Origin of the sequence: Faecalibacterium sp. Marseille-P9590, assembly GCF_017377665.1 — a bacterium.
In the GTDB taxonomy this organism is placed as follows: Bacteria; Bacillota; Clostridia; order Oscillospirales; family Ruminococcaceae; genus Faecalibacterium.
In genome coordinates this window covers 1-18,617 of sequence record NZ_JAFREF010000019.1, presented here as the reverse complement: position 1 = coordinate 18,617, position 18,617 = coordinate 1, and the positions used below count along the sequence as shown (strand labels likewise).

The window sequence follows — 18,617 nt, the reverse complement described above, 5'->3', positions numbered from 1 at the left end:
TAGGGAGGGGGGATTCGAAACACCCCTCCCTACCTCTGGCCCGCGCGGAGCGCAAAGCTATTTGACCGAAAGAGAAAACTGCCCGGCGCGCGAGGCCGTCAATCAGTAACGACCATCATCTCCGCGTTCTCCTCAATGGAGTAATTTGCAAAATACCCCTCTTCCAGCGGGATCCACCGCTCCACAAAATTCGAATACAGCTCCCCCTCCCGTTTGCGGAGCCGCCGAGCCTGCTCATCGGGAGAGCAGGTGACGAATATTCTTATGTCATAATAGGGTGCAAGGCTGGGATGATGGCTGTAGCTTCCCTCCACGATGACCAGCGGCGCAGAGCCGAGGGGACGCGGCGGCAGATAGACACCTTCGCGGCAGGAGTAGGCCTGGTAGGAGAATGCCTGCCCTGCCCGGGCGGGAGCGACGACCTCATCCCGCAGGCGCTGGGTGTCCATGTTGGCGCAGGGAATCTTCTCCCAGCCCGTGACACGCCGGGATGGCGGGAGATAGAAGTCATCGGTGTGGACGGTGATGCTTTGAGGAAAACGCTCTGTCAGTTGTGCGGCCAGCGTCGTTTTGCCGCTGCCGCAGCGGCCATCCAGTGCGACGAGGACGGCAGATTGTCGGGCCAGACGGTCGGCGATGGCCGAGGTCAGCTCTTCGGGTGAGATAAGATGCATGGGGATACCATTCCTTTTTATCGCAAGTCAAGAAATTAGTGCAACATCCAAACAGCATAGTTGCGATATGCAATTCAACGCTGTTGCTGTTGCATTAAAAAGTTGAATTGCTATATCAGCTTTGGCTCAGTATAGCACGGCGGAGAAAATGGAGCAAATATTTTTACAAAAAAGGTGTTGACACAGAGCCAGACCTATGGTAAGATAATGCCACGTTAGAAATGACTAACCCAGAAGCGGAAGAAGCTCGAGATGAGCAGGCTGCCGCATTCTTTTTGAAATATCGGTTAGTTTTTTCTAACCGCATCCCCTGCATAAGCACCACACGGCAGGAGACAATAGTGGAAAACGGGCAGGGAGGCCGAAGACATGGAACGCAACTTTGAGACAGTCATGATCGAACAGTGCGCCCCGGTGCTGGCCAGCTTAAAGCCTGCGGGACTTTTCCGCTACGAGACGAGCGACCGCGCCGACCTTGCCCGCCGCGTCCGCAGCTGGAACGAACAGCTGGGCGAAAAGGGCCTCTGTGTCCGCGTCCTCAAGGGCTGTGTGCGGACCCATCGGTATCTGGTGTATGTCTACCGCGAGAGCAAGCTCCGCGCTGTGCTGGCCCAGCCGCAGGTGCGGGATTTCCTGTGCAAGGAAGGCTACACTCTGCCTGAGCAGTCGGACGACTACGCGCCGCTTTTGCGGCAGCTGTCCCGCCGGCTCTGCTGCGAGGCCGATTTTCCCCATGAAATCGGCGTATTTCTGGGCTATCCGCTCCACGATGTGGTGGGCTTTATCGAAAATGCGGGCCGCAACTTCACCTGCTGCGGCTGCTGGAAAGCCTATGGTGACCCCAATGCCGCCCAGCGGCATTTTGCTCAGTTGAACAAGTGTACGGCAGTATATCTCCGCCTGTTCCGCAGCGGAACGCCCATCCAGCGTCTGGCTATTGCAGCCTGACGCCCCTGAATTTTGACATTCTCTTCCAAATACTCTCTTTTTATCCTGGCGCCCGCTAGAGCGAAACCACGCACTGGCGGGAAGAATCCTCCTTTTGACACGCGGCCGCTCGTTGCAGAATACCCCCTGCACCGGGCGGCTGTGTCATTTGCGGGGAGTGTAAAAGAGAAAAATCGTAAATATGTGCAAACAAAGTTAGCATATAGAAACTGTAAAAATCTTCTTGAAATAAGAGAAGAAAATTTGTTTGTTCATACAAACTAACTTTTTTGAGCCGGAAAATGGTTGACAATGCGGGTTAGTAAGTATAAACTATCAATGCTGATAGTTGCGACTGACTAACTGCCGTAGCTTTTCGGAGGGGGACGCGGGCATGAGCGAGCGCGTTGCGGCGTCTGGCTGGTGCGACCATCCCCGAGGACGAAAAAAGCGAACTGAAAAGCTCCCTGCAGAATGGGGAGCACGAATGGGAGTGGAACAATTATGATGCCTTTGACTATGGCAAAAGCAGGCGACACCGTCACCATCCGGAAGATCACCGGCAAGGACGAAGTGCGTCTGCATCTGGCGGAGCTGGGTTTTGTGGTGGACAGTCAGGTGACGATCGTCAATGAGATCGCAGGCAACCTCATCGTTCAGGTCAAGGAGAGCCGTCTGGCCCTCGACAAGACGATGGCAAACCGCATTATGATCGGCTGAGCAGCGGCAAAACGCTGTTTGGGAGACGCTCCGAAACTGGATAGTCTCTGAATAGAAAGACAAGCAGAGGAGGATTTTTTATGAAGACTCTGAAAGACGTTAAGGTCGGCGAAACTGCCACCGTGGCGCGCCTGCACGGCGAAGGCCCGGTCAAACGCCGCATCATGGACATGGGCATCACCAAGGGTGTGGAGATCTACGTCCGCAAGGTCGCCCCTCTGGGCGACCCGATGGAGCTGACCGTGCGCAACTACGAACTGAGCGTGCGCAAGGCCGACGCCGAAATGATCGAAGTCGTTTGATCGTAACGAGAGGAAAGGAGTTGCAATGAGCATTAAAATTGCACTGGCCGGCAACCCGAACTGTGGTAAGACTACCCTGTTCAACAATCTGACCGGCTCTAATCAGTACGTCGGCAACTGGCCCGGCGTTACCGTCGAGAAGAAGGAAGGCAAGCTGAAGGGCGAGAAGGATGTCATCATCCAGGACCTGCCCGGTATCTACTCCCTGTCTCCGTACACTCTGGAAGAAGTCGTCTCCCGTACTTATCTGGTCAAGGAGAAGCCCGATGCCATCCTGAACATCATTGATGGCACCAACATCGAGCGCAACCTGTACCTGACCACTCAGCTCATCGAGCTGGGCATCCCCGTGGTCATGGCTGTCAATATGATCGACCTCGTCCGCAAGAACGGCGATAAGATCGACCTGAAGAAGCTGAGCGCCGAGCTGGGCTGTCAGGCTGTTGAGATCAGCGCACTGAAGGGCGAAGGCACCGAGGCTGCTGCAAAGGCTGCTATGGCTGCTGCAAAGGCTGGCAAGGGCGGCGAGCTGCCCCACGTCTTCACCGGCAGCGTTGAGCACGCCATCGCTCACATCGAGGAGTCCATCCAGGGCAAAGTCGATGACCGCTTCCTGCGCTGGTACGCTGTCAAGTTGTTCGAGCGCGACGACAAGGTCATGGATGAGCTGAAGCTCTCCTCCGACCTGATCGCTCACATCGACCAGCACATCAAGGACTGCGAGACTGAGATGGACGATGACGCCGAGAGCATCATCACCAACCAGCGTTACGCATACATCAACGGTGTCGTCGATAAGGCTGTCAAGAAGAAGGCCCGCGTCGAGCACCTGACCGTTTCCGATAAGGTCGACCAGATCGTCACCAACCGTGTGCTGGCTCTGCCTATCTTCGCAGTCATCATGTACCTGATGTACTCCCTGTCTATGGGTACTTCCATCGCCGACGGCGGCTGGGCCATCGGCACGTTTGCGACCGACTGGACCAACGACGTCCTGTTCGGTGAGATCGTCCCCAACGCGCTGGGCGGCTTCCTCGAGGGCATCGGCGTGGCAGGCTGGTTGTACGGCCTGATCATGGACGGTATCGTCGCCGGTGTCGGCGCGGTCCTGGGCTTCGTTCCCCAGATGCTGGTCCTGTTCTTCCTGCTGTCCATCCTGGAGGACATCGGCTATATGTCCCGTGTTGCCTTCATCATGGACCGTATCTTCCGTAAGTTCGGCCTGTCCGGTAAGAGCTTTATCCCCGTGCTGGTCGGCACGGGCTGCGGCGTCCCGGGCGTCATGGCTTCCCGTACCATTGAGAACGAGCGTGACCGCCGCATGACCATCATGACCACCTGCTTCATCCCCTGCGGCGCAAAGATGCCCATCATCGGCCTGATCGCAGGTGCGATGTTCGGCGGTTCTTCTCTGGTGGCTGTCTCTGCTTACTTCATCGGCATGGCTGCCATCATCTGCTCCGGCATCATTCTGAAGAAGACCAAGGCCTTTGCGGGTGACCCCGCTCCCTTTGTTATGGAGCTGCCCGCATACCACATCCCCGCCTGGGGCAATGTCTTCCGTGCTACCTGGGAGCGCGGCTGGTCCTTTATCAAGCGTGCTGGTTCCGTCATTCTGGCTGCTACTGTCGTCCTGTGGTTCCTGCAGGGCTTCGGCTTCGAGAACGGCGCCTTCGGCATGGTAGAGGATCAGGACAACTCCGTGCTGGCGGCTATCGCAACCAAAGTCGCTTGGATCTTCGCTCCTCTGGGCTTCGGCAACTGGAAGGCTACCGTCGCTTCTGTCTCCGGCCTGATCGCAAAGGAGAACGTCGTCGGTACCTTCGGCGTCCTGTATCACTTCGGCGGCGAGGAGCTGTCTGAGAACGGCGATGAGATCTGGAACCTCGTTGCGGCAGATTACACCGCTCTGAGCGCTTACGCATTCATGATCTTCAACCTGCTGTGCGCTCCCTGCTTCGCTGCTATGGGCGCTATCAAGCGTGAGATGAACAACGGCAAGTGGACGGCATTCGCCATCGGCTATATGTGCGCACTGGCTTACTGCTCCGCTCTGGTCGTGTATCAGCTGGGCGGCATCATCACCGGCGAGCTGAGCTTCAACTTCTTCACCATCGTGGCTGCTGTCATTCTGGTGGCCTTCATCTACCTGATGGTCCGTCCCAACAAGTATGTGAACGACAACGAGGTCAAGATCGACGTTTCCAAGATCAAGTAAAAACTTCTCAAAACGCGCTGAAAGGAGTGCATTGTTATGATGGAGTTTCTGGCTGCTAATTTCAATCTGCCGACGATCATCGTCGGAGCCATCGTGTTTGGCGGTGTAGGCTGGATCACCTGGCACTCTCATAAGCATGGCGGCTGCAGTGGCTGCAGCGGCGGCTGCGACTGCGGCGGAAGCTGCAGCAGTTGCAAGGGCGGCTGCCACTGAGCGATCGCGTAGGAGAAGGGGGCGCGGGTCAAGGCTTTGGCCCGCGCCCCTTTTATAAACCAAAAGTTCGTGTGATATAACGAAAAGAGAGTGATACGAGATGGAACTGACGCCAGCACACCTGCGGTACCTGCTCGCGATCTATGAGGTCTCGCAGACCCATCTTGACATCAGCTCCCGCAGCATCGCCGAGAAGCTGGGCGTGACCAAACCCTCGGTGGTGCGGGTGATGAACCTGCTGATGGAGCGGGGGATGATCGTCAAGGAGTATTACGGCAAGATCTACCTCACCGACCGGGGCATCTTCGTGGCCCGGGAGGTCAAAAAGCAGCTGGACGAAGTGCTCGCGCACTTCCCTCCGGTGGAGGAAGAGCTGACCGATGAGGAGCGGTTCACCGCCGCCCTCGCCCTGACGGCGGCCCTGCCGGAACGGGTGTTCACCGGCCGGTACGACCAGCTGATGGGCGCAGAGGAAGCGCCTCCTGCCGCAGGCTGATGCCTTGAAAGGCAAAAGAACCGGACTCCGCGGAGTCCGGTTCTTTTCGTATGCGGGTCCTCAGACCAGATAGCCCTCGAAGCAGTGGAGGTCTTCGGTCTTGACGATGCCTTCGAGATAGAGGCCGTCTTCACGGTACTCCTCGAGCTGGACGCTGCCGCGCTCCCGCATGGGGGCGGCGAGGCCCAGCTTATCGTAGGGCAGGAGAACGCGGATGGTGTGGACGCGGTCGCTGAGGGTCTCGTCCAGCTTGGCCAGCAGCTTGTCAAGGCCGTAGCCGGTCTTGGCGCTGGTGAGCAGGATGTCGGGGTCGAAGCTCAGCGCGCCGGGCTTGTCGCACTTGTTGTAGACGGTCAGGCGGGGGATGTCGGCGCAGTCGAGGCCGTCCAACACTTCGTCGGTGACGGCCAGCTGCTCTTCCCGCTGCTCATCGCCGGCGTCAGCCACCCGGACGATGACGTCCGACCATGCGGCCTCTTCCAGCGTGGACTTGAATGCTTCCACCAGATTGTGGGGCAGACGGGAGACGAAGCCAACGGTGTCCACCAACAGCACGGCCATGCCGCTGGGCAGGACGAGCTTCCGGCTGGTGGGGTCGAGGGTGGCAAAGAGCATATCGGCCTCGGCGACGCTGGGGCCGCAGAGGGCGTTCATCAGGCTGGATTTGCCCACGTTGGTGTAGCCCACGAGGCTGACCACCGGCATTCCGGTCTTGGCGCGGGCTTTCCGGCTCTCGCCCCGGCGCTTTTCCATCTCGGCCAGCTTCTCAGCCAGTGCGTCGATGCGGGCGTGGACGTGGCGGCGGTCGAGCTCGAGCTTCGTTTCACCGGCACCACGGCGGGCGCCGCCGCCGCCGCCACCGCCGCCGCCCTGACGGCTCAGGCTTTCGCCCATGCCCTGCAGGCGGGGCAGACGGTAGCGCAGAAGCGCCAGCTCGGTCTGCAGCTTGCCTTCGTTGGTCACGGCGCGACTGCGGAAGATCTCGAGGATGAGCATGGTGCGGTCGATGACTTCGAGGCCGCCGAGGGCCGTGGAGATGTTGCGGATCTGGCTGCCGGTCAGCTCACCGTCGAAGACGGCGCACTCGGCCCCCAGCTCTGCTGCGGCAGCAGCGGCTTCTTCCAGCTTGCCGCTGCCCAGCACGATGCCGGTCTCAGGGGTCTGGCGCTTCTGGGTGACTTCGGCCACGGCCTCCATGTGGTTGGCCTCACACAGCGCAGCCAGCTCGGCAAGGCTGCGCTCGCAGTCCCACAGGCCCTGGTCGAGGGCGAGAAGGATGACCTTCGTCGGGGGAGTTTCGACTAAAATATCGTAAAGTTCGCTCAAAATGATTCCTTTCTGTCATTTGTTTGGAGAATATAGCGATTCGTAGTGTTCTCGCGTCAGGGCATAGCACTTGCAGGGTATCGCTGTACCGTCGAATTTGTGGTAGACGGCCTCGTGGTCGTAAACAAAGCCTGCTTTCATCATGACTTTGCCGCTGGCGGGGTTCTCCACGGCGTGGGAGCAGGCAAGCCAATTACTGTCTGTATTCTTGAACCAGTATTCTACCAGAGCTTTCAGAGCTTCGGTGGTGCAGCCTTTGCCCCACCATGCTCTGCCGATGCAGTAGCCCGGCTCCCACACGCCGTTGCTGTGGTCAAAGCCAGGCCAGGGGTCCCGGTCCGGCTCTACACTGGAGGAGGTAAAGACGCCGATGCTGCCAAACACCTGCCCGGTGGCCTTTTCCACGATGGCCCACTGGTAGTAGTCCTCGTTGGGATAGAGCAGCGCCCATGCGCTCAGAAGCTCCTGCGTCTCGGCCACATCCTTGTGCGGCGTCCAGCGCAGCCAGCGGGTGACTTCCGGGTCGTTGGCCCAGTTCGAGTACATCATCGGGGCATCCGACGGCATAAGGCGGCGTAGAAGCAGCCGCGGCGTTTCGATTTCCTGTGTGCCGGCGTGGCGCATGATACATTCCTCCCAACCATTGTAAATATGCATAGAATAGCACAAAACCGGCTTCGGCGCAAGCAAAATGGGCTGCTTCGGGGCAAAAATGCTTGACAAGTGCGCAAACTTCATTAAACTGAAGATGACTGCATAAAAATTCTCCCCGGCAAAGGGCCGGGGAGAATGCTCAGGTTGAAAGAACATCCGCCCGCAGGATAGCCTGCCAGTCGCTATGACCATACAGGAAGCGGAGGATGTGGACGGTCTGGGTGGAAGAGTCGACTTTATAAAATGCAAGATAGTTTTGAACTGGAATGAGCCGGATTCCCAAAGAGGAAAGAAATGGGTCATTCACAAGTGAAAAACGCTGTGGGAAGGTGTCGAGAGAACGGAATTTCTTCCATGCGATGGCAACCAACTTGTCGGCAGCAGAGGGATTTTTCAAGGTCAGGTCGATATAGTCGAAGGCATCTGCAAGGTCACGCTGAGCAGAAGCGGCAACATCGATAAAGTAGTTCATCGAAGACTCCTTCTGTTTTGCAGTTCCTGCATGAACTCATCCAGCGGGCGCGTTCTTCCCGCCGCCACATCATCCAGACCTTCCTGCAATTTCGCATACAAATCGAACCGGGCGGTCAGGGCCTCGTAGGTCTCGATGCTCATCACGGCAAGGTCGCCTTTGCCATTTTTGGTGATGAACACCGGCTCGGCGTAGTCGTGGCAGAAGGTGGAGATCTCATTGTAGTTGTTGCGCAGGTCTGCGCTGGAACGAATCTTGGGCATCCAAAAGCACCTCACTTTCATACAAAAATTATACCTGAATTTCTTTATAAAATCAAGGAAAATAAAAAAGGAGAACCTTTCTATGACGGACATCCGAGAGTATCTTGCCCGCAAGCCGCTTTTGTTCGACGGCGGCATGGGTACCTATTATAAAGCGGCACCGGGCGCGGACTGCGAAATGGCCAACCTCACCGACCCCGAGGGCGTGAAGAAGGTCCATGCGGAATATCTGGCCGCAGGTGCGCAGGCCATCAAGACCAACACCTTCGGTCTGCCCCGGATGGCGGCGGCCCAGATGCCGGGCTGGGAAGAGCTGGCCGAGGCGGGCTGGAAGCTGGCCTGTGACGCTGCTGCCGAGAAGGACGCCGCTGTCTTCGCTGACCTCGGCCCGGCCCCGGACACCGAAGCTGCCCCGGCCAGCAGCGCTTACGGCCTTGTGGCGCAGCAGTTCGCCGCACTGGGTGCAAAGAACTTTCTGTTCGAGACGCTCAGCTCCGATGTGGGCATTGTGGAGGCCGTAAAGGCACTGCGTGTGGCCGTGCCGGACGCCTTTGTCATGGTGTCCTTCGCGGTGCTGCCGGACGGCTACACCCGCGAGGGCCTGCTGTTCCGCGACCTGCTGCGCCGGATGGAGCAGAGCGGCGTGGTGGACGCCGTGGGCCTGAACTGCGTCTCGGCCCCCGGCGCGATGAAGAAACTGGTGCAGAGCCTTGGCGAGACGCTGCTGCCCCTGTCGGTGATGCCCAACGCGGGCTATCCGGTGGTCACCCGGGCGCGGGTGCTGTATCAGGGCAAGCCCGCGTATTTCGCCCGGGAGATGGGGCAGATCGCCGCTGCGGGCGTCCGTATTTTGGGCGGCTGCTGCGGCACGACGCCCGCCCACATCGCGGCCCTGCGTGCAGAGCTGGATGCCCTGCCCCAGCAGACCGAAGCCGCTCCGGCAGCGAAACTTTCCACCGGGGCTGCACCGGCGGTGGAAAAAGACGACACTTTCCTGCGGAAACTGAACGCAGGTGAGAAGGTCATCGCCATTGAACTGGATTCGCCCCGGGTGGCCGACCTGAGCGGCTATCTGGACGGCGCACGGCGGCTGCAGGCCGCAGGCGCTGACCTGCTGACCATCGCCGACTGCCCCATCGCACAGGCCCGGATGGATTCCTCCCTCGTGGCCTGCCGGGTACACCGAGAACTGGGAATGTGTGCTCTGCCCCACATGACCTGCCGCGACCGCAACCTCAACGCCACCAAGGCCCTTCTGCTGGGCCTTTACGCCGAGGGCGTGCGGGAGGTGCTGGCCATCACCGGCGACCCCATCCCCACCGCAGAGCGGGACGAGGTGAAGAATGTCTACCAGTTCAACTCCCGCAAACTGGCCCAGTACATCGTCTCGCTGGCCGGGGAGGGCCGGGAGATGCCCTCGGCCATGACCGTCTTTGGTGCGCTGAATCTCAACGCCCGGAACTTTGACGTGGAGCTGCGCCGGGCCGTGGAAAAGTTGGAAAACGGGATGTCGGGCTTTTTGACCCAGCCGGTGCTGTCGGCACAGGCGGTGGAGAATCTCCGCAAGGCCCGGCAGACACTGGGCGAACGGGCTAAAATTCTGGCCGGCATGATGCCCGTGGTCAGCCAGCGGAACGCAATCTTTATGGAAAACGAGATCAACGGCATCCATGTGGAGGAGGACATCATCCAGCGCTTCGCGGGACTCGACCGGGAGCAGGGCGAGGCGCTGGGCCTTGAGGTGTCGATGCAGATGGCCCGGGAGGCTCTGCCCTACGCCGACGGCTTCTATCTCATGACCCCCTTCAACCGTGTGGCCCTGATGGAGCGGCTCATTGCCCGGCTGAAAACGGAGCTTCTGGACGCGGAAGGCTGAAATACAGATAAATCGTTGAAAGCGCCGCAATGAGATGATATTATAATAAAGAATAACGAACAGGGTCCCTGTGGACCCTGTTGCAGCGAATGCAGCGGGCCACACTCGAAAAGGAAGAGACATAAGAAAAATGCGGACACGGTATACCCTTATCAATATGGTCGTCAATGTGGGTGGACAGCTCATGAATCAGGTGCTGCTGTTCATCAGCCGGATGGTGTTCATCCACTATCTGTCGGCGGCATATCTGGGTGTCAACGGACTGTTCACCGATGTACTAGGCATCCTGAACCTTGCAGAGCTTGGAATCGGCACGGCGATGATATACAGCCTGTATGAGCCGGCTGCGAAGAATGATGAGCATCGGCTGGCGCAGCTGATGAACCTTTACCGGCTCCTCTACCGTATCGTGGCGGTCGTGGTGCTGCTCGTGGGCCTTGCACTGATGCCGTTTCTGGGCTTTTTCATCAAGGACAGCAGCGGCATCGAGCATCTGCGGCTCATCTATCTGATGTATGTGGCAAACTCGGTCTGCTCCTATCTGCTGAGCTATAAAAACTCCATCTATCTGGCCTACCAGAAAGCCTATGTCCGCAACCTCTGGGCGCAGCTCTGCGACGCGGTCAAGACTCTGTTCCAAATCGTCCTCATCGTGCTGACCGGAAACTTTATCCTTTATCTGGCGGTGCAGTTTGTGATGCAGTTCATCCCGAACATCATCGTATCGGTCAAGGTGGATAAGGAATTTCCCTACCTGAAAGAGTGCAGGGAGCTGCCGGAAAAAGAAAAATTTCACGGCATCCTGCGGAACGTCGGTGCCATGAGCTTCCACAAGCTGGGAACGGTCATCGTCCGGAACACGGACAGCCTGCTGATGTCCAGCTTCGTGGGTTTATTGTCAGTGGGCATCTACTCCAACTACAAGCTCGTTCTGTCCGGCATCAACAACCTGATGGATAAATTCTCGAATGCCTTTACCGGAAGTCTGGGCAATCTGGGAGCCATCGAGGATGAGACGCGGGTGTACAGTATCTACCGGGAACTGGATCTGCTCTTCTTCGTCATTTACGCTTACTGGACGGCGGGATTGTTCGCACTGTTCAACGCTTTTATCACCCTCTGCTTCGGCGCGGAATACTGCTTCTCCACGGCGACAGTCGCCGTCCTCGTGACGGAATTTTATGTTTCGGGTCAGCGGAAGGTCAACCTGCTCTTCCGTGAAGCCAAGGGCCTGTTCTGGTACGACCGGTATAAGCCGCTGTTCGAATCGGCCATCAATCTGGCAGCGTCGCTGCTGCTGGTGCAGAAGTTCGGCGTGGCAGGCATTCTGGGCGGAACGGTCATCAGCACCGTGACGACCTGCCTCTGGATGGAGCCTTACATCCTGATGCGCTACGGCATCCGGGAAGACTGGCAGGGCAAGCTGAAAGACTACTTTGTCCGCTACGCCGAACGCGCCGCTGTCGTCGCGGCGCTGGCCGCTGTCTCCTACGGATGGGTGAGCTTCTGCCCGGCGAAGAACATCGGCTGGTTTCTGCTGGACGGTGTGCTGTATACGCTGCTGTTCGGGGCTGTCATGGTGGTGCTCCACCGGAACGCGCCGGAGTTCAATCAGCTCAAGGGCCGTGTCACGGCTGTTTTGAAAAGGAGGGAAAGCTGAATGGCAGAGCGGGACAGCCACGTCCGGCCCATTCGGCAGAAGAACGGCGGTCTGAGCGCGGCCCGTACGCTGAACGGCAGCTGTGAAAATTTTGTTCCGGACAAAAAGAGATTGACAAAACGCACAAAAAACGCTATATTCTTTTTATAAATGCAAGGAAAAAGAGTGTGCGTCGTTTTCGCCATCCAGAGAGCCGGGGGCTGCTGAAAACCCGGTATGGCGGTGCGGTGTGCTGTCGCTTTTGAGCAGAGGCGGGGAAACAGGAGTAGTCGCCTCCGGGTCTGCCCCACGTTATCGGGGCATCAAGGGGCATACGGCAGAAAGCCGTGTGCAATTTGGGTGGTACCGCGGTTATATTACAGCCGTCCCATGGAACGCTCCGTGGGGCGGCTTTTTTCGTCCCACTCCAATTATTCATCTGGGAGGATACTATGAAAGAACTCGCAAAACAGTATGATCCGAGCCAGGTGGAAGACCGCATCTACCAGTTCTGGCTGGATGGCGGCTACTTCCACACCAAGGCCGACCCCGACAAGAAGCCCTACACCATCGTGATGCCCCCTCCGAACGTCACCGGCCAGCTCCACATGGGCCACGCCGTGGACAACACCATGCAGGACATCCTCATCCGCACCAAGCGGATGCAGGGCTATGCCGCCCTGTGGGTGCCTGGCACGGACCACGCTTCCATCGCTACGGAGGCCAAGGTCGTGGAGGCCATGCGTGCTGAGGGCCTGACCAAGGAAATGGTGGGCCGCGACGGCTTCCTGGAGCGCGCCTGGGCATGGAAGACCAAGTACGGCAACCGCATCGTCAGCCAGCTCAAGAAGCTGGGCAGCAGCTGCGACTGGGAGCGTGAGCGCTTCACCATGGACGAGGGCTGCTCTGAGGCTGTCAAGGAAGTCTTTGTCCGCCTGTACGACAAGGGCCTCATCTACCGCGGCAACCGCATGGTTAACTGGTGCCCCCACTGCAACACCTCCATTTCCGACGCCGAGGTGGAGTATGAGGAAAAGGACGGCAGCTTCTGGCACCTGCTCTACCCGGTCAAGGAGACCGGCGAGATGCTGGAACTGGCTACCACCCGTCCCGAGACCATGCTGGGCGATACCGCTGTTGCCATCAACGGCGATGACCCCCGCTATGCTCATCTGCACGGCTGCCATGTCATCCTGCCCCTGCTGAACAAGGAGATCCCCATCGTCTGCGACGAGCACGCCGACATGACCAAGGGTACCGGTGTCGTGAAGATCACCCCGGCCCACGACCCCAACGACTTTGAGGTCGGCCTGCGCCATGACCTGCCCATCGTCCGCGTCTTCACCTACGATGGTCGCATGACCGGCGCCGCCGACAAGGCTGCTGCCGACGCTCTGTTTGCTGCAGGCAAGAACACCGTCAACGAGCCTCATGTGCTGGACTGCGGCAAGTATGCCGGCATGACCACCCTCGAGGCCCGCAAGGCCATCCTCGCTGACCTGAAGGAGGGCGGCTTCCTGAAGGAGATCGAGCCTCTGAAGCACGAAGTCGGCACCTGCTACCGCTGCCACTCCACCATCGAGCCCATGGTGTCCAAGCAGTGGTTCGTCAAGATGGAGCCTCTGGCCAAGCCCGCCATCGAGAGCGTGGAGAAGGGCGACATCAAGTTCGTGCCGGAGCGCTTCACCAAGAACTATATGAACTGGATGAAGAACACCCGCGACTGGTGCATCAGCCGCCAGCTGTGGTGGGGCCACCAGATTCCGGCCTGGTACTGCGACGACTGCGGCGAGACTGTGGTCGCCAAGAGCGCACCCTGCACCTGCCCCAAGTGCGGCGGCACCAAGCTCACCCAGGACCCCGATACCCTCGACACCTGGTTCTCTTCCGCTCTGTGGCCCTTCAGCACTCTGGGCTGGCCCAATGAGGAAAGCGAAGACCTCAAGTATTTCTATCCCACCAACACCCTCGTCACCGGCTACGACATCATCGGCTTCTGGGTCAGCCGCATGATCTTCTCCGGTCTGGCTTACACCGGCAAGGCTCCCTTCGACACCGTCTGCATCCACGGCATCGTCCGCGACAGCCAGGGCCGCAAGATGTCCAAGAGCCTCGGCAACGGCATCGACCCGCTGGAAGTCATCGCCCAGTACGGCGCTGACGCACTGCGCTTCATGCTCGTGGACGGCTCTACCCCGGGCAACGACATGCGCTACAGCGAGAAGAAGGTGGAGGCTGCCCGCAACTTTGCAAACAAGCTGTGGAACGCTACCCGCTTCGTGCTGATGAACCTGCCCGAGGACTTCCAGCCCGGCCTGCCCAGCGAGGATAAGCTGGACATGAGCGATAAGTGGGTGCTGACCAAGCTGAATCAGGTGGCTGGCGCTATGAGCGACAACCTCGACCACTACGAGATGGGTCTGGCCGCTGCCAAGATCAACAGCTTCATCTGGGACGTCTACTGCGACTGGTTCATCGAGATCGCAAAGCCCCGCCTGAACTCCGGCGACGCCGAGCAGGCCGACACTGCCCGCCGCGTGCTGGTGTATGTGCTGGACAAGGCCCTCAAGCTGCTGCATCCCTTCATGCCCTTCATCACCGAGGAGCTGTATCAGGCTCTGCCCGGCTCTGCCGAGACCATCATGACCCAGAGCTGGCCCACCTTCGATGAAGCTCACAACTGGGCCGACGAAGAGGAAGCTTTCGAGAAGGTGATGGACTACATCAAGGCTGTGCGTACCATGCGCACCGAGATGAACGTCCACCCCGCCAAGAAGACCAGCATGATCATCGAGACGGCTGACCCGGCTCCCTTCCAGAGCGCCGAGGTCTATCTGGCAAAGTTCGCCTTCGCCACCGATGTGACCTTCACCGAAAAGTATGAGGGCAGCACCGACGGCATGGTGCAGGTGTCCACCCACGCCGCCCGCGGCTTCATCCCCATGATGGAGCTCATCGACCGCGACAAGGAGCTGGCCCGTCTGAACAAGGAAAAGGCCAAGGCCGAGAAGGAATTGGCCATGTTCGAGAACCAGCTCAACAACCCCAAGTTCGTCGAGCGCGCTCCCGCCGCTCTGGTGGAGGACATCCGCAATAAGCACGCCAAGAGCCAGGATAAGCTTGCCAACATTGAGCAGAGCATCAAGGCACTGGGCTGATGTGGAAAACGGGTCCAGATATGCAAAAAACTTCTCCCTGGCTCATTGCGGCACGAGTCATCTTTACCTTTGCGCTCATTGCCTGCATCGTCTTCATCTTTTCCAACTCCATGCAGATCGGTGACGTCTCGGAATCGGCAAGCGGACGAGTATTGCTCCTGATGAAAAAGGTGTTCACCCGTCTGGGAATGCCCGGCGTGGCAAACCATCTGACAGACCACATCGTGCGCAAGCTGGCACATTTCTGTGAGTATGCGCTGGAAGGCTTCCTGCTCACTCTCTGCCTGCGGGTCTATACCCGGCACTTTTTCGTTCACATCTCGTGGCCGATCCTGGGCGGTCTGCTCACGGCCCTGACGGACGAGACCATCCAGATGTTCAGCGATGGCCGGAGTAGCCAGCTCACCGACGTCTGGCTGGATTTTTCGGGCGGGATGGCCGGTATTCTGGTGGGGTTGTTCTGTCTGGCCCTGTGCAGGATGTGCTGGCTGCTCTACAAACATCGAAACGAGGATTGACGCAATGACCATCGAACAGGCAAACGAATATTTTTCTTCTCTGCCCGAGGGCTTTGCCCCGGCGGAGGAGCTGCGCGCTGCCCTGACGGCGGATGTCCAGAAGGTGCAGTTCGTCGGTGTGGCCGGCACGGCGGGCAAGACCGCTGCTGCCGGTCTGCTGGCGGCCATCCTGCGGGAGGCGGCGTTCCACGTCGGCTTCTATCGCGCCGGATGCGAGCCGCTGTCGGCCCGCATCGCCATCGGCGGCGTGTCGGTGGACCCGGTGCTGCTTTGTCAGGCTGCCGAGGCTCTCAATGCCGCAAAGGCTCTGCCCCGTGAGGCGGCAGAGCTGGCGGCTGCAGCCCGCTGCTTTGGTGCGACGGGCTGCAAGCTGGCTGTGGTGGAGCTGCCGGATGCCGGTCTGGCATCGGCCCTGCCCCAGATGCCGGTCTGCGCCGTCACGGCCATCGGCCCGGACGGCGTGAGCCGCTCAGTGGAGCGTCTGGCCGCACTGGCCGCAGGCGTCATGCGGAAAGACGCCGTCTGCGTCACCGCGCCGGAGCAGCCGAAGGCTGTTCTGAGTGAGCTGGTGGTGGCGGCGGCCAAGGCCGAGTGTGAGCTCGTCGTCCCCGACGCCGAGGACATCACCTTCCTCGAGGCGGAAAAGTTCACCAGCAAGGTGGACTACGGCGGATACACCGCCCCGCTGGCCTTCCTGGGCCGTCACGCGGCGGGCAATGCTGCCGTCGCGGTCGAGCTGGCATTGGCCCTCTGGCGCAAGGGCTTTGAGATCCCTGATGAGGCCATTCTGGCGGGCCTTGCCGCTGTGGAGAACCGCAGCAGCATCCGCGTCCTGTCCCAGAAGCCCCTCATCATCCTCGACGCCTGCCGTACTCCGCAGCAGGCTGCAGCCCTTCTGCGCGTCCTCAATATGGCGAAAGTGCGCCATATGAGCGCCGTTATCGGCCTGACTGAGGAGGAAGGCGCGGAGTCGTTCCTTGCCGCACTGGAGACCGGACTGACTTCAGAAGAGCAGAAGAAGGACAAGAGCACTATGCCCGGCATGGGCGAGAACCCCTTCGACAAAGTCTTCCTTGTCGCCCCGGCGGGAACGGAAGCGGCGCTGGCAGAGCGCCTGACCGAAAAGGCACGGTATCACTTCGACGCGGTGTTCTGCCCGACGCTGGCCGAGGCCGTGGAGCAGGCGAAAGCCAACAGCCGCCGCGGCCTGCTGGTCTGCGGCAGTGAGGCCATCGCCCTCGAGGCGGAAAAGCTGCTGGAGAACCGCTGAGCGACACCGTTCTCTAAAAAATAACCCGAAAGACCTGTACACTGAAAAGGTGTACAGGTCTTTTCTTTATGCCAGAAAAAAGGAGATGAGGATATGGCGACAGTGACCTTCAGCGCGGCGGACGATGTGCTCTACGCCTATCTGGCCGGCGAGATCGACCACGACGCGGCGCAGGGGCTTCGCATCCAGCTGGACGACGCCCTGCTCACCCGCAGCCCGCGCATTCTGGTGATGGACCTCGGCGGAGTGGGATTCATGGATTCGTCGGGCATCGGGCTGATATTGGGACGGCAGCGCTGCGCCCGGACGCTGGGCGGCAGTCTGCGCATCCAGCACGCGCCGGAACAGCTTCGGCGGGTCTTACAGCTTGCAAGCATCCCCTGCACCGAGCCGGGCGGGGAAGTATCAGGAGGGGTATAAATGAAAGCGGAAAACAGTGCAAAGATCCAATTTGATTCGCTCAGTGCCAACGAGGCCTTTGCCCGGGGCGCAGCGGCGGCCTTTCTGGCTCGGTATGACCCCACCGTGCCGCAGCTGGCCGACATCAAGACGGCGGTGTCCGAGGCAGTGACCAACTGCATCGTCCATGCCTACCCGGATGCCATCGGTCCCGTGACCCTGAGCATCGCCGTCTACCCGGAGCGGCTGGTGAAGATAACGGTGACGGATAAGGGAATCGGCATCCCGGACGTCGAAAAGGCCATGGAGCCTCTCTTCACCACCGGCAACCCGGAAGAGCGCTCCGGTCTGGGCTTTGCGGTGATGCAGAGCTTTATGGATAAGGTCAAGGTGTCCTCTCAGCCCGGAAAGGGGACGCGGGTGGTGCTGACCAAGCGTCTGGATGAGCGCTCTACATAATAAAGAGAAAGAGGGCGTCGCAATGGTAACGGACAAGACCCGGCGGAGCACATTCATCGAGCAGAATCTGGGACTGGTGCATTCCTGTGCCGGACGGTTCCGGGGGAGAGGCATTGAATACGACGACCTCTACAGCGCCGGGTGTATGGGGCTGGTAAAAGCGTATGACGGGTTTGATGAGTCGCGTGGCGTCTGTTTTTCCACCTACGCTGTACCGGTCATTCTGGGCGAGATCAAAAAGCTGTTCCGGGACGGCGGCACTGTAAAGGTGAGCCGGTCACTCAAAGAGCTGAGCCTGCGCATCAATGCGGCCCGGGAGCATCACAGCAAGCTTTGCGGAGCAGAGCCTACTCTGTCGCAGCTGGCAGAGGAGCTGGGAGAAAGCGTGGAGAATATCACACTGGCTATCCAGGCGGCGCAGCCTGCGTTGAGTCTGACTCCGGAGAACCGGGAAGAGGGCGACCGTCAGATGGATATTCCGGTAGAGTCGCCGGAGGAAGAGCTTGCGGATAAGATAGGTCTGGCGGAGGTATTGAAGAGCCTGCCCGAAGAGGACAGGCTTATTATCCAGCTTCGCTTTTATGGGGGCAAGACCCAGAGCGATACGGCAAAACTGCTCCATACCACGCAGGTACAGATCTCCCGGCGGGAGCGCAAGATATTAAAGGTGATGCGGGACAGGCTGTTGGACGAATGATGGACAGAGCGGCCAAATCTGAGAGAAAAAACTGGGCAAAAGGACGAACCGCAAAATAATTCAAAAAAAGTGAAAAAAGGACTTGCTTTTTGAGGGGGTCTGTGCTAAAATACATTACTGTCAGGCGGACGTCTGGCACAAACACCTCCGAAAAAGTGACAGGAAAAGTACGAAGGTCGATTGGTTCTCCTAAGAACTTCAAAAAATCTTCAAAAAAGTGCTTGACAATCTGGCACTTCGGTGGTAAAATTAATAAGCTGTCAGCCGCTTGGCTGAGGCGTTACAGGACCTTGAAAATTGAACAATATCGAAAAACTTGTAACGGAACCTATTTTC

General features: G+C 59.0%; 19 protein-coding genes and 1 other annotated feature. Of the genes, 14 read left to right on the top strand and 5 right to left on the bottom strand.

Annotated features, from left to right (window positions below; translation table 11 throughout):
* Positions 1-98 precede the first annotated feature (98 nt).
* The gene (locus tag J3349_RS13790; protein WP_207677808.1) at positions 99-674 is read right to left on the bottom strand and encodes an AAA family ATPase; all 576 of its coding nucleotides are present in this window, start codon (positions 672-674) and stop codon (positions 99-101) included.
* Between the two features lie 369 nt (positions 675-1,043).
* On the opposite strand from J3349_RS13790, the gene J3349_RS13785 reads away from it, so the two are divergent.
* From J3349_RS13785 to J3349_RS13760, 6 genes are all read left to right on the top strand, one after another.
* Complete coding sequence (locus J3349_RS13785; protein WP_207677807.1) at positions 1,044-1,622, top strand: DUF3793 family protein; 579 nt, start codon at positions 1,044-1,046, stop codon at positions 1,620-1,622.
* A 483-nt stretch (positions 1,623-2,105) separates the two neighbouring features.
* The gene (locus J3349_RS13780; RefSeq protein ID WP_158402738.1) at positions 2,106-2,321 is read left to right on the top strand and encodes a FeoA family protein; all 216 of its coding nucleotides are present in this window, start codon (positions 2,106-2,108) and stop codon (positions 2,319-2,321) included.
* A gap of 80 nt (positions 2,322-2,401) precedes the next feature.
* Positions 2,402-2,623, top strand: coding sequence for a FeoA family protein (locus J3349_RS13775; protein ID WP_015565615.1), 222 nt, complete (start codon positions 2,402-2,404; stop codon positions 2,621-2,623).
* A 25-nt stretch (positions 2,624-2,648) separates the two neighbouring features.
* Positions 2,649-4,841 (top strand): ferrous iron transport protein B, encoded by a 2,193-nt coding sequence (gene feoB, locus J3349_RS13770; RefSeq protein WP_207677806.1) that lies wholly within the window; start codon positions 2,649-2,651, stop codon positions 4,839-4,841.
* 36 nt (positions 4,842-4,877) lie between these two features.
* On the top strand, positions 4,878-5,054 hold the full coding sequence (locus J3349_RS13765) for a FeoB-associated Cys-rich membrane protein (RefSeq protein WP_207677805.1): 177 nt from the start codon (positions 4,878-4,880) through the stop codon (positions 5,052-5,054).
* Between the two features lie 100 nt (positions 5,055-5,154).
* Entirely contained in the window at positions 5,155-5,550 is a 396-nt protein-coding gene (locus J3349_RS13760; protein WP_207677804.1) for a MarR family transcriptional regulator, read from the top strand.
* Positions 5,551-5,610: 60 nt separating this feature from the next.
* On the opposite strand, the gene hflX is transcribed toward J3349_RS13760, so the two are convergent.
* The 4 genes from hflX to J3349_RS13740 all read right to left on the bottom strand — a co-directional run bounded on the left by hflX (position 5,611) and on the right by J3349_RS13740 (position 8,265).
* Complete coding sequence (gene hflX, locus J3349_RS13755; RefSeq protein WP_149794353.1) at positions 5,611-6,876, bottom strand: GTPase HflX; 1,266 nt, start codon at positions 6,874-6,876, stop codon at positions 5,611-5,613.
* Positions 6,877-6,891: 15 nt separating this feature from the next.
* Positions 6,892-7,533, bottom strand: a complete 642-nt coding sequence (locus J3349_RS13750) for a GNAT family N-acetyltransferase (RefSeq protein WP_242699666.1) — start codon at positions 7,531-7,533, stop codon at positions 6,892-6,894.
* 136 nt (positions 7,534-7,669) lie between these two features.
* A complete protein-coding gene (locus J3349_RS13745; protein WP_207677803.1) occupies positions 7,670-8,002 on the bottom strand; it encodes a type II toxin-antitoxin system RelE/ParE family toxin in 333 nt (110 codons plus the stop codon).
* A complete protein-coding gene (locus J3349_RS13740) occupies positions 7,999-8,265 on the bottom strand; it encodes a type II toxin-antitoxin system Phd/YefM family antitoxin (protein WP_149794350.1) in 267 nt (88 codons plus the stop codon). The genes J3349_RS13745 and J3349_RS13740 overlap by 4 nt, the downstream gene beginning before the upstream one ends.
* Before the next feature lie 82 nt (positions 8,266-8,347).
* Here J3349_RS13740 and J3349_RS13735 point away from each other — a divergent pair, with 82 nt between their 5' ends.
* From J3349_RS13735 to J3349_RS13700, 8 genes are all read left to right on the top strand, one after another.
* The gene (locus J3349_RS13735) at positions 8,348-10,141 is read left to right on the top strand and encodes a bifunctional homocysteine S-methyltransferase/methylenetetrahydrofolate reductase (RefSeq protein WP_207677802.1); all 1,794 of its coding nucleotides are present in this window, start codon (positions 8,348-8,350) and stop codon (positions 10,139-10,141) included.
* A 130-nt stretch (positions 10,142-10,271) separates the two neighbouring features.
* Entirely contained in the window at positions 10,272-11,801 is a 1,530-nt protein-coding gene (locus tag J3349_RS13730) for a hypothetical protein (RefSeq protein ID WP_207677801.1), read from the top strand.
* Positions 11,802-11,947: 146 nt separating this feature from the next.
* Positions 11,948-12,174 (top strand) — a binding site (T-box leader).
* A 58-nt stretch (positions 12,175-12,232) separates the two neighbouring features.
* Positions 12,233-14,938, top strand: a complete 2,706-nt coding sequence (locus J3349_RS13725; RefSeq protein ID WP_158395029.1) for a valine--tRNA ligase — start codon at positions 12,233-12,235, stop codon at positions 14,936-14,938.
* A 20-nt stretch (positions 14,939-14,958) separates the two neighbouring features.
* The gene (locus J3349_RS13720; RefSeq protein ID WP_207677800.1) at positions 14,959-15,456 is read left to right on the top strand and encodes a VanZ family protein; all 498 of its coding nucleotides are present in this window, start codon (positions 14,959-14,961) and stop codon (positions 15,454-15,456) included.
* 4 nt (positions 15,457-15,460) lie between these two features.
* Positions 15,461-16,726, top strand: coding sequence for a folylpolyglutamate synthase (locus J3349_RS13715; protein WP_207677799.1), 1,266 nt, complete (start codon positions 15,461-15,463; stop codon positions 16,724-16,726).
* A gap of 93 nt (positions 16,727-16,819) precedes the next feature.
* Entirely contained in the window at positions 16,820-17,146 is a 327-nt protein-coding gene (locus J3349_RS13710; RefSeq protein WP_207677798.1) for an anti-sigma factor antagonist, read from the top strand.
* Positions 17,147-17,584 (top strand): anti-sigma F factor, encoded by a 438-nt coding sequence (spoIIAB, locus tag J3349_RS13705; RefSeq protein ID WP_015565629.1) that lies wholly within the window; start codon positions 17,147-17,149, stop codon positions 17,582-17,584.
* Positions 17,585-17,606: 22 nt separating this feature from the next.
* Positions 17,607-18,281 (top strand): sigma-70 family RNA polymerase sigma factor, encoded by a 675-nt coding sequence (locus J3349_RS13700; RefSeq protein WP_158395025.1) that lies wholly within the window; start codon positions 17,607-17,609, stop codon positions 18,279-18,281.
* The last annotated feature ends 336 nt before the right edge of the window (positions 18,282-18,617 follow it).

What these genes read in the sequence shown, in the direction of transcription:
- J3349_RS13735 (WP_207677802.1), top strand. Translation starts at nt 8,348, where the DNA reads ATGACGGACATCCGAGAGTATCTTGCCCGCAAGCCGCTTTTGTTCGAC.
- J3349_RS13710 (WP_207677798.1), top strand. Translation starts at nt 16,820, where the DNA reads ATGGCGACAGTGACCTTCAGCGCGGCGGACGATGTGCTCTACGCCTAT.
- J3349_RS13750 (WP_242699666.1), bottom strand. Translation starts at nt 7,533, where the DNA reads ATGCATATTTACAATGGTTGGGAGGAATGTATCATGCGCCACGCCGGC.
- J3349_RS13715 (WP_207677799.1), top strand. Translation starts at nt 15,461, where the DNA reads ATGACCATCGAACAGGCAAACGAATATTTTTCTTCTCTGCCCGAGGGC.
- J3349_RS13785 (WP_207677807.1), top strand. Translation starts at nt 1,044, where the DNA reads ATGGAACGCAACTTTGAGACAGTCATGATCGAACAGTGCGCCCCGGTG.
- J3349_RS13780 (WP_158402738.1), top strand. Translation starts at nt 2,106, where the DNA reads ATGATGCCTTTGACTATGGCAAAAGCAGGCGACACCGTCACCATCCGG.
- J3349_RS13775 (WP_015565615.1), top strand. Translation starts at nt 2,402, where the DNA reads ATGAAGACTCTGAAAGACGTTAAGGTCGGCGAAACTGCCACCGTGGCG.
- J3349_RS13740 (WP_149794350.1), bottom strand. Translation starts at nt 8,265, where the DNA reads ATGCCCAAGATTCGTTCCAGCGCAGACCTGCGCAACAACTACAATGAG.
- feoB (WP_207677806.1), top strand. Translation starts at nt 2,649, where the DNA reads ATGAGCATTAAAATTGCACTGGCCGGCAACCCGAACTGTGGTAAGACT.
- J3349_RS13760 (WP_207677804.1), top strand. Translation starts at nt 5,155, where the DNA reads ATGGAACTGACGCCAGCACACCTGCGGTACCTGCTCGCGATCTATGAG.
- J3349_RS13700 (WP_158395025.1), top strand. Translation starts at nt 17,607, where the DNA reads ATGGTAACGGACAAGACCCGGCGGAGCACATTCATCGAGCAGAATCTG.
- J3349_RS13790 (WP_207677808.1), bottom strand. Translation starts at nt 674, where the DNA reads ATGCATCTTATCTCACCCGAAGAGCTGACCTCGGCCATCGCCGACCGT.
- spoIIAB (WP_015565629.1), top strand. Translation starts at nt 17,147, where the DNA reads ATGAAAGCGGAAAACAGTGCAAAGATCCAATTTGATTCGCTCAGTGCC.
- J3349_RS13725 (WP_158395029.1), top strand. Translation starts at nt 12,233, where the DNA reads ATGAAAGAACTCGCAAAACAGTATGATCCGAGCCAGGTGGAAGACCGC.
- J3349_RS13765 (WP_207677805.1), top strand. Translation starts at nt 4,878, where the DNA reads ATGATGGAGTTTCTGGCTGCTAATTTCAATCTGCCGACGATCATCGTC.
- J3349_RS13730 (WP_207677801.1), top strand. Translation starts at nt 10,272, where the DNA reads ATGCGGACACGGTATACCCTTATCAATATGGTCGTCAATGTGGGTGGA.
- J3349_RS13720 (WP_207677800.1), top strand. Translation starts at nt 14,959, where the DNA reads ATGCAAAAAACTTCTCCCTGGCTCATTGCGGCACGAGTCATCTTTACC.
- J3349_RS13745 (WP_207677803.1), bottom strand. Translation starts at nt 8,002, where the DNA reads ATGAACTACTTTATCGATGTTGCCGCTTCTGCTCAGCGTGACCTTGCA.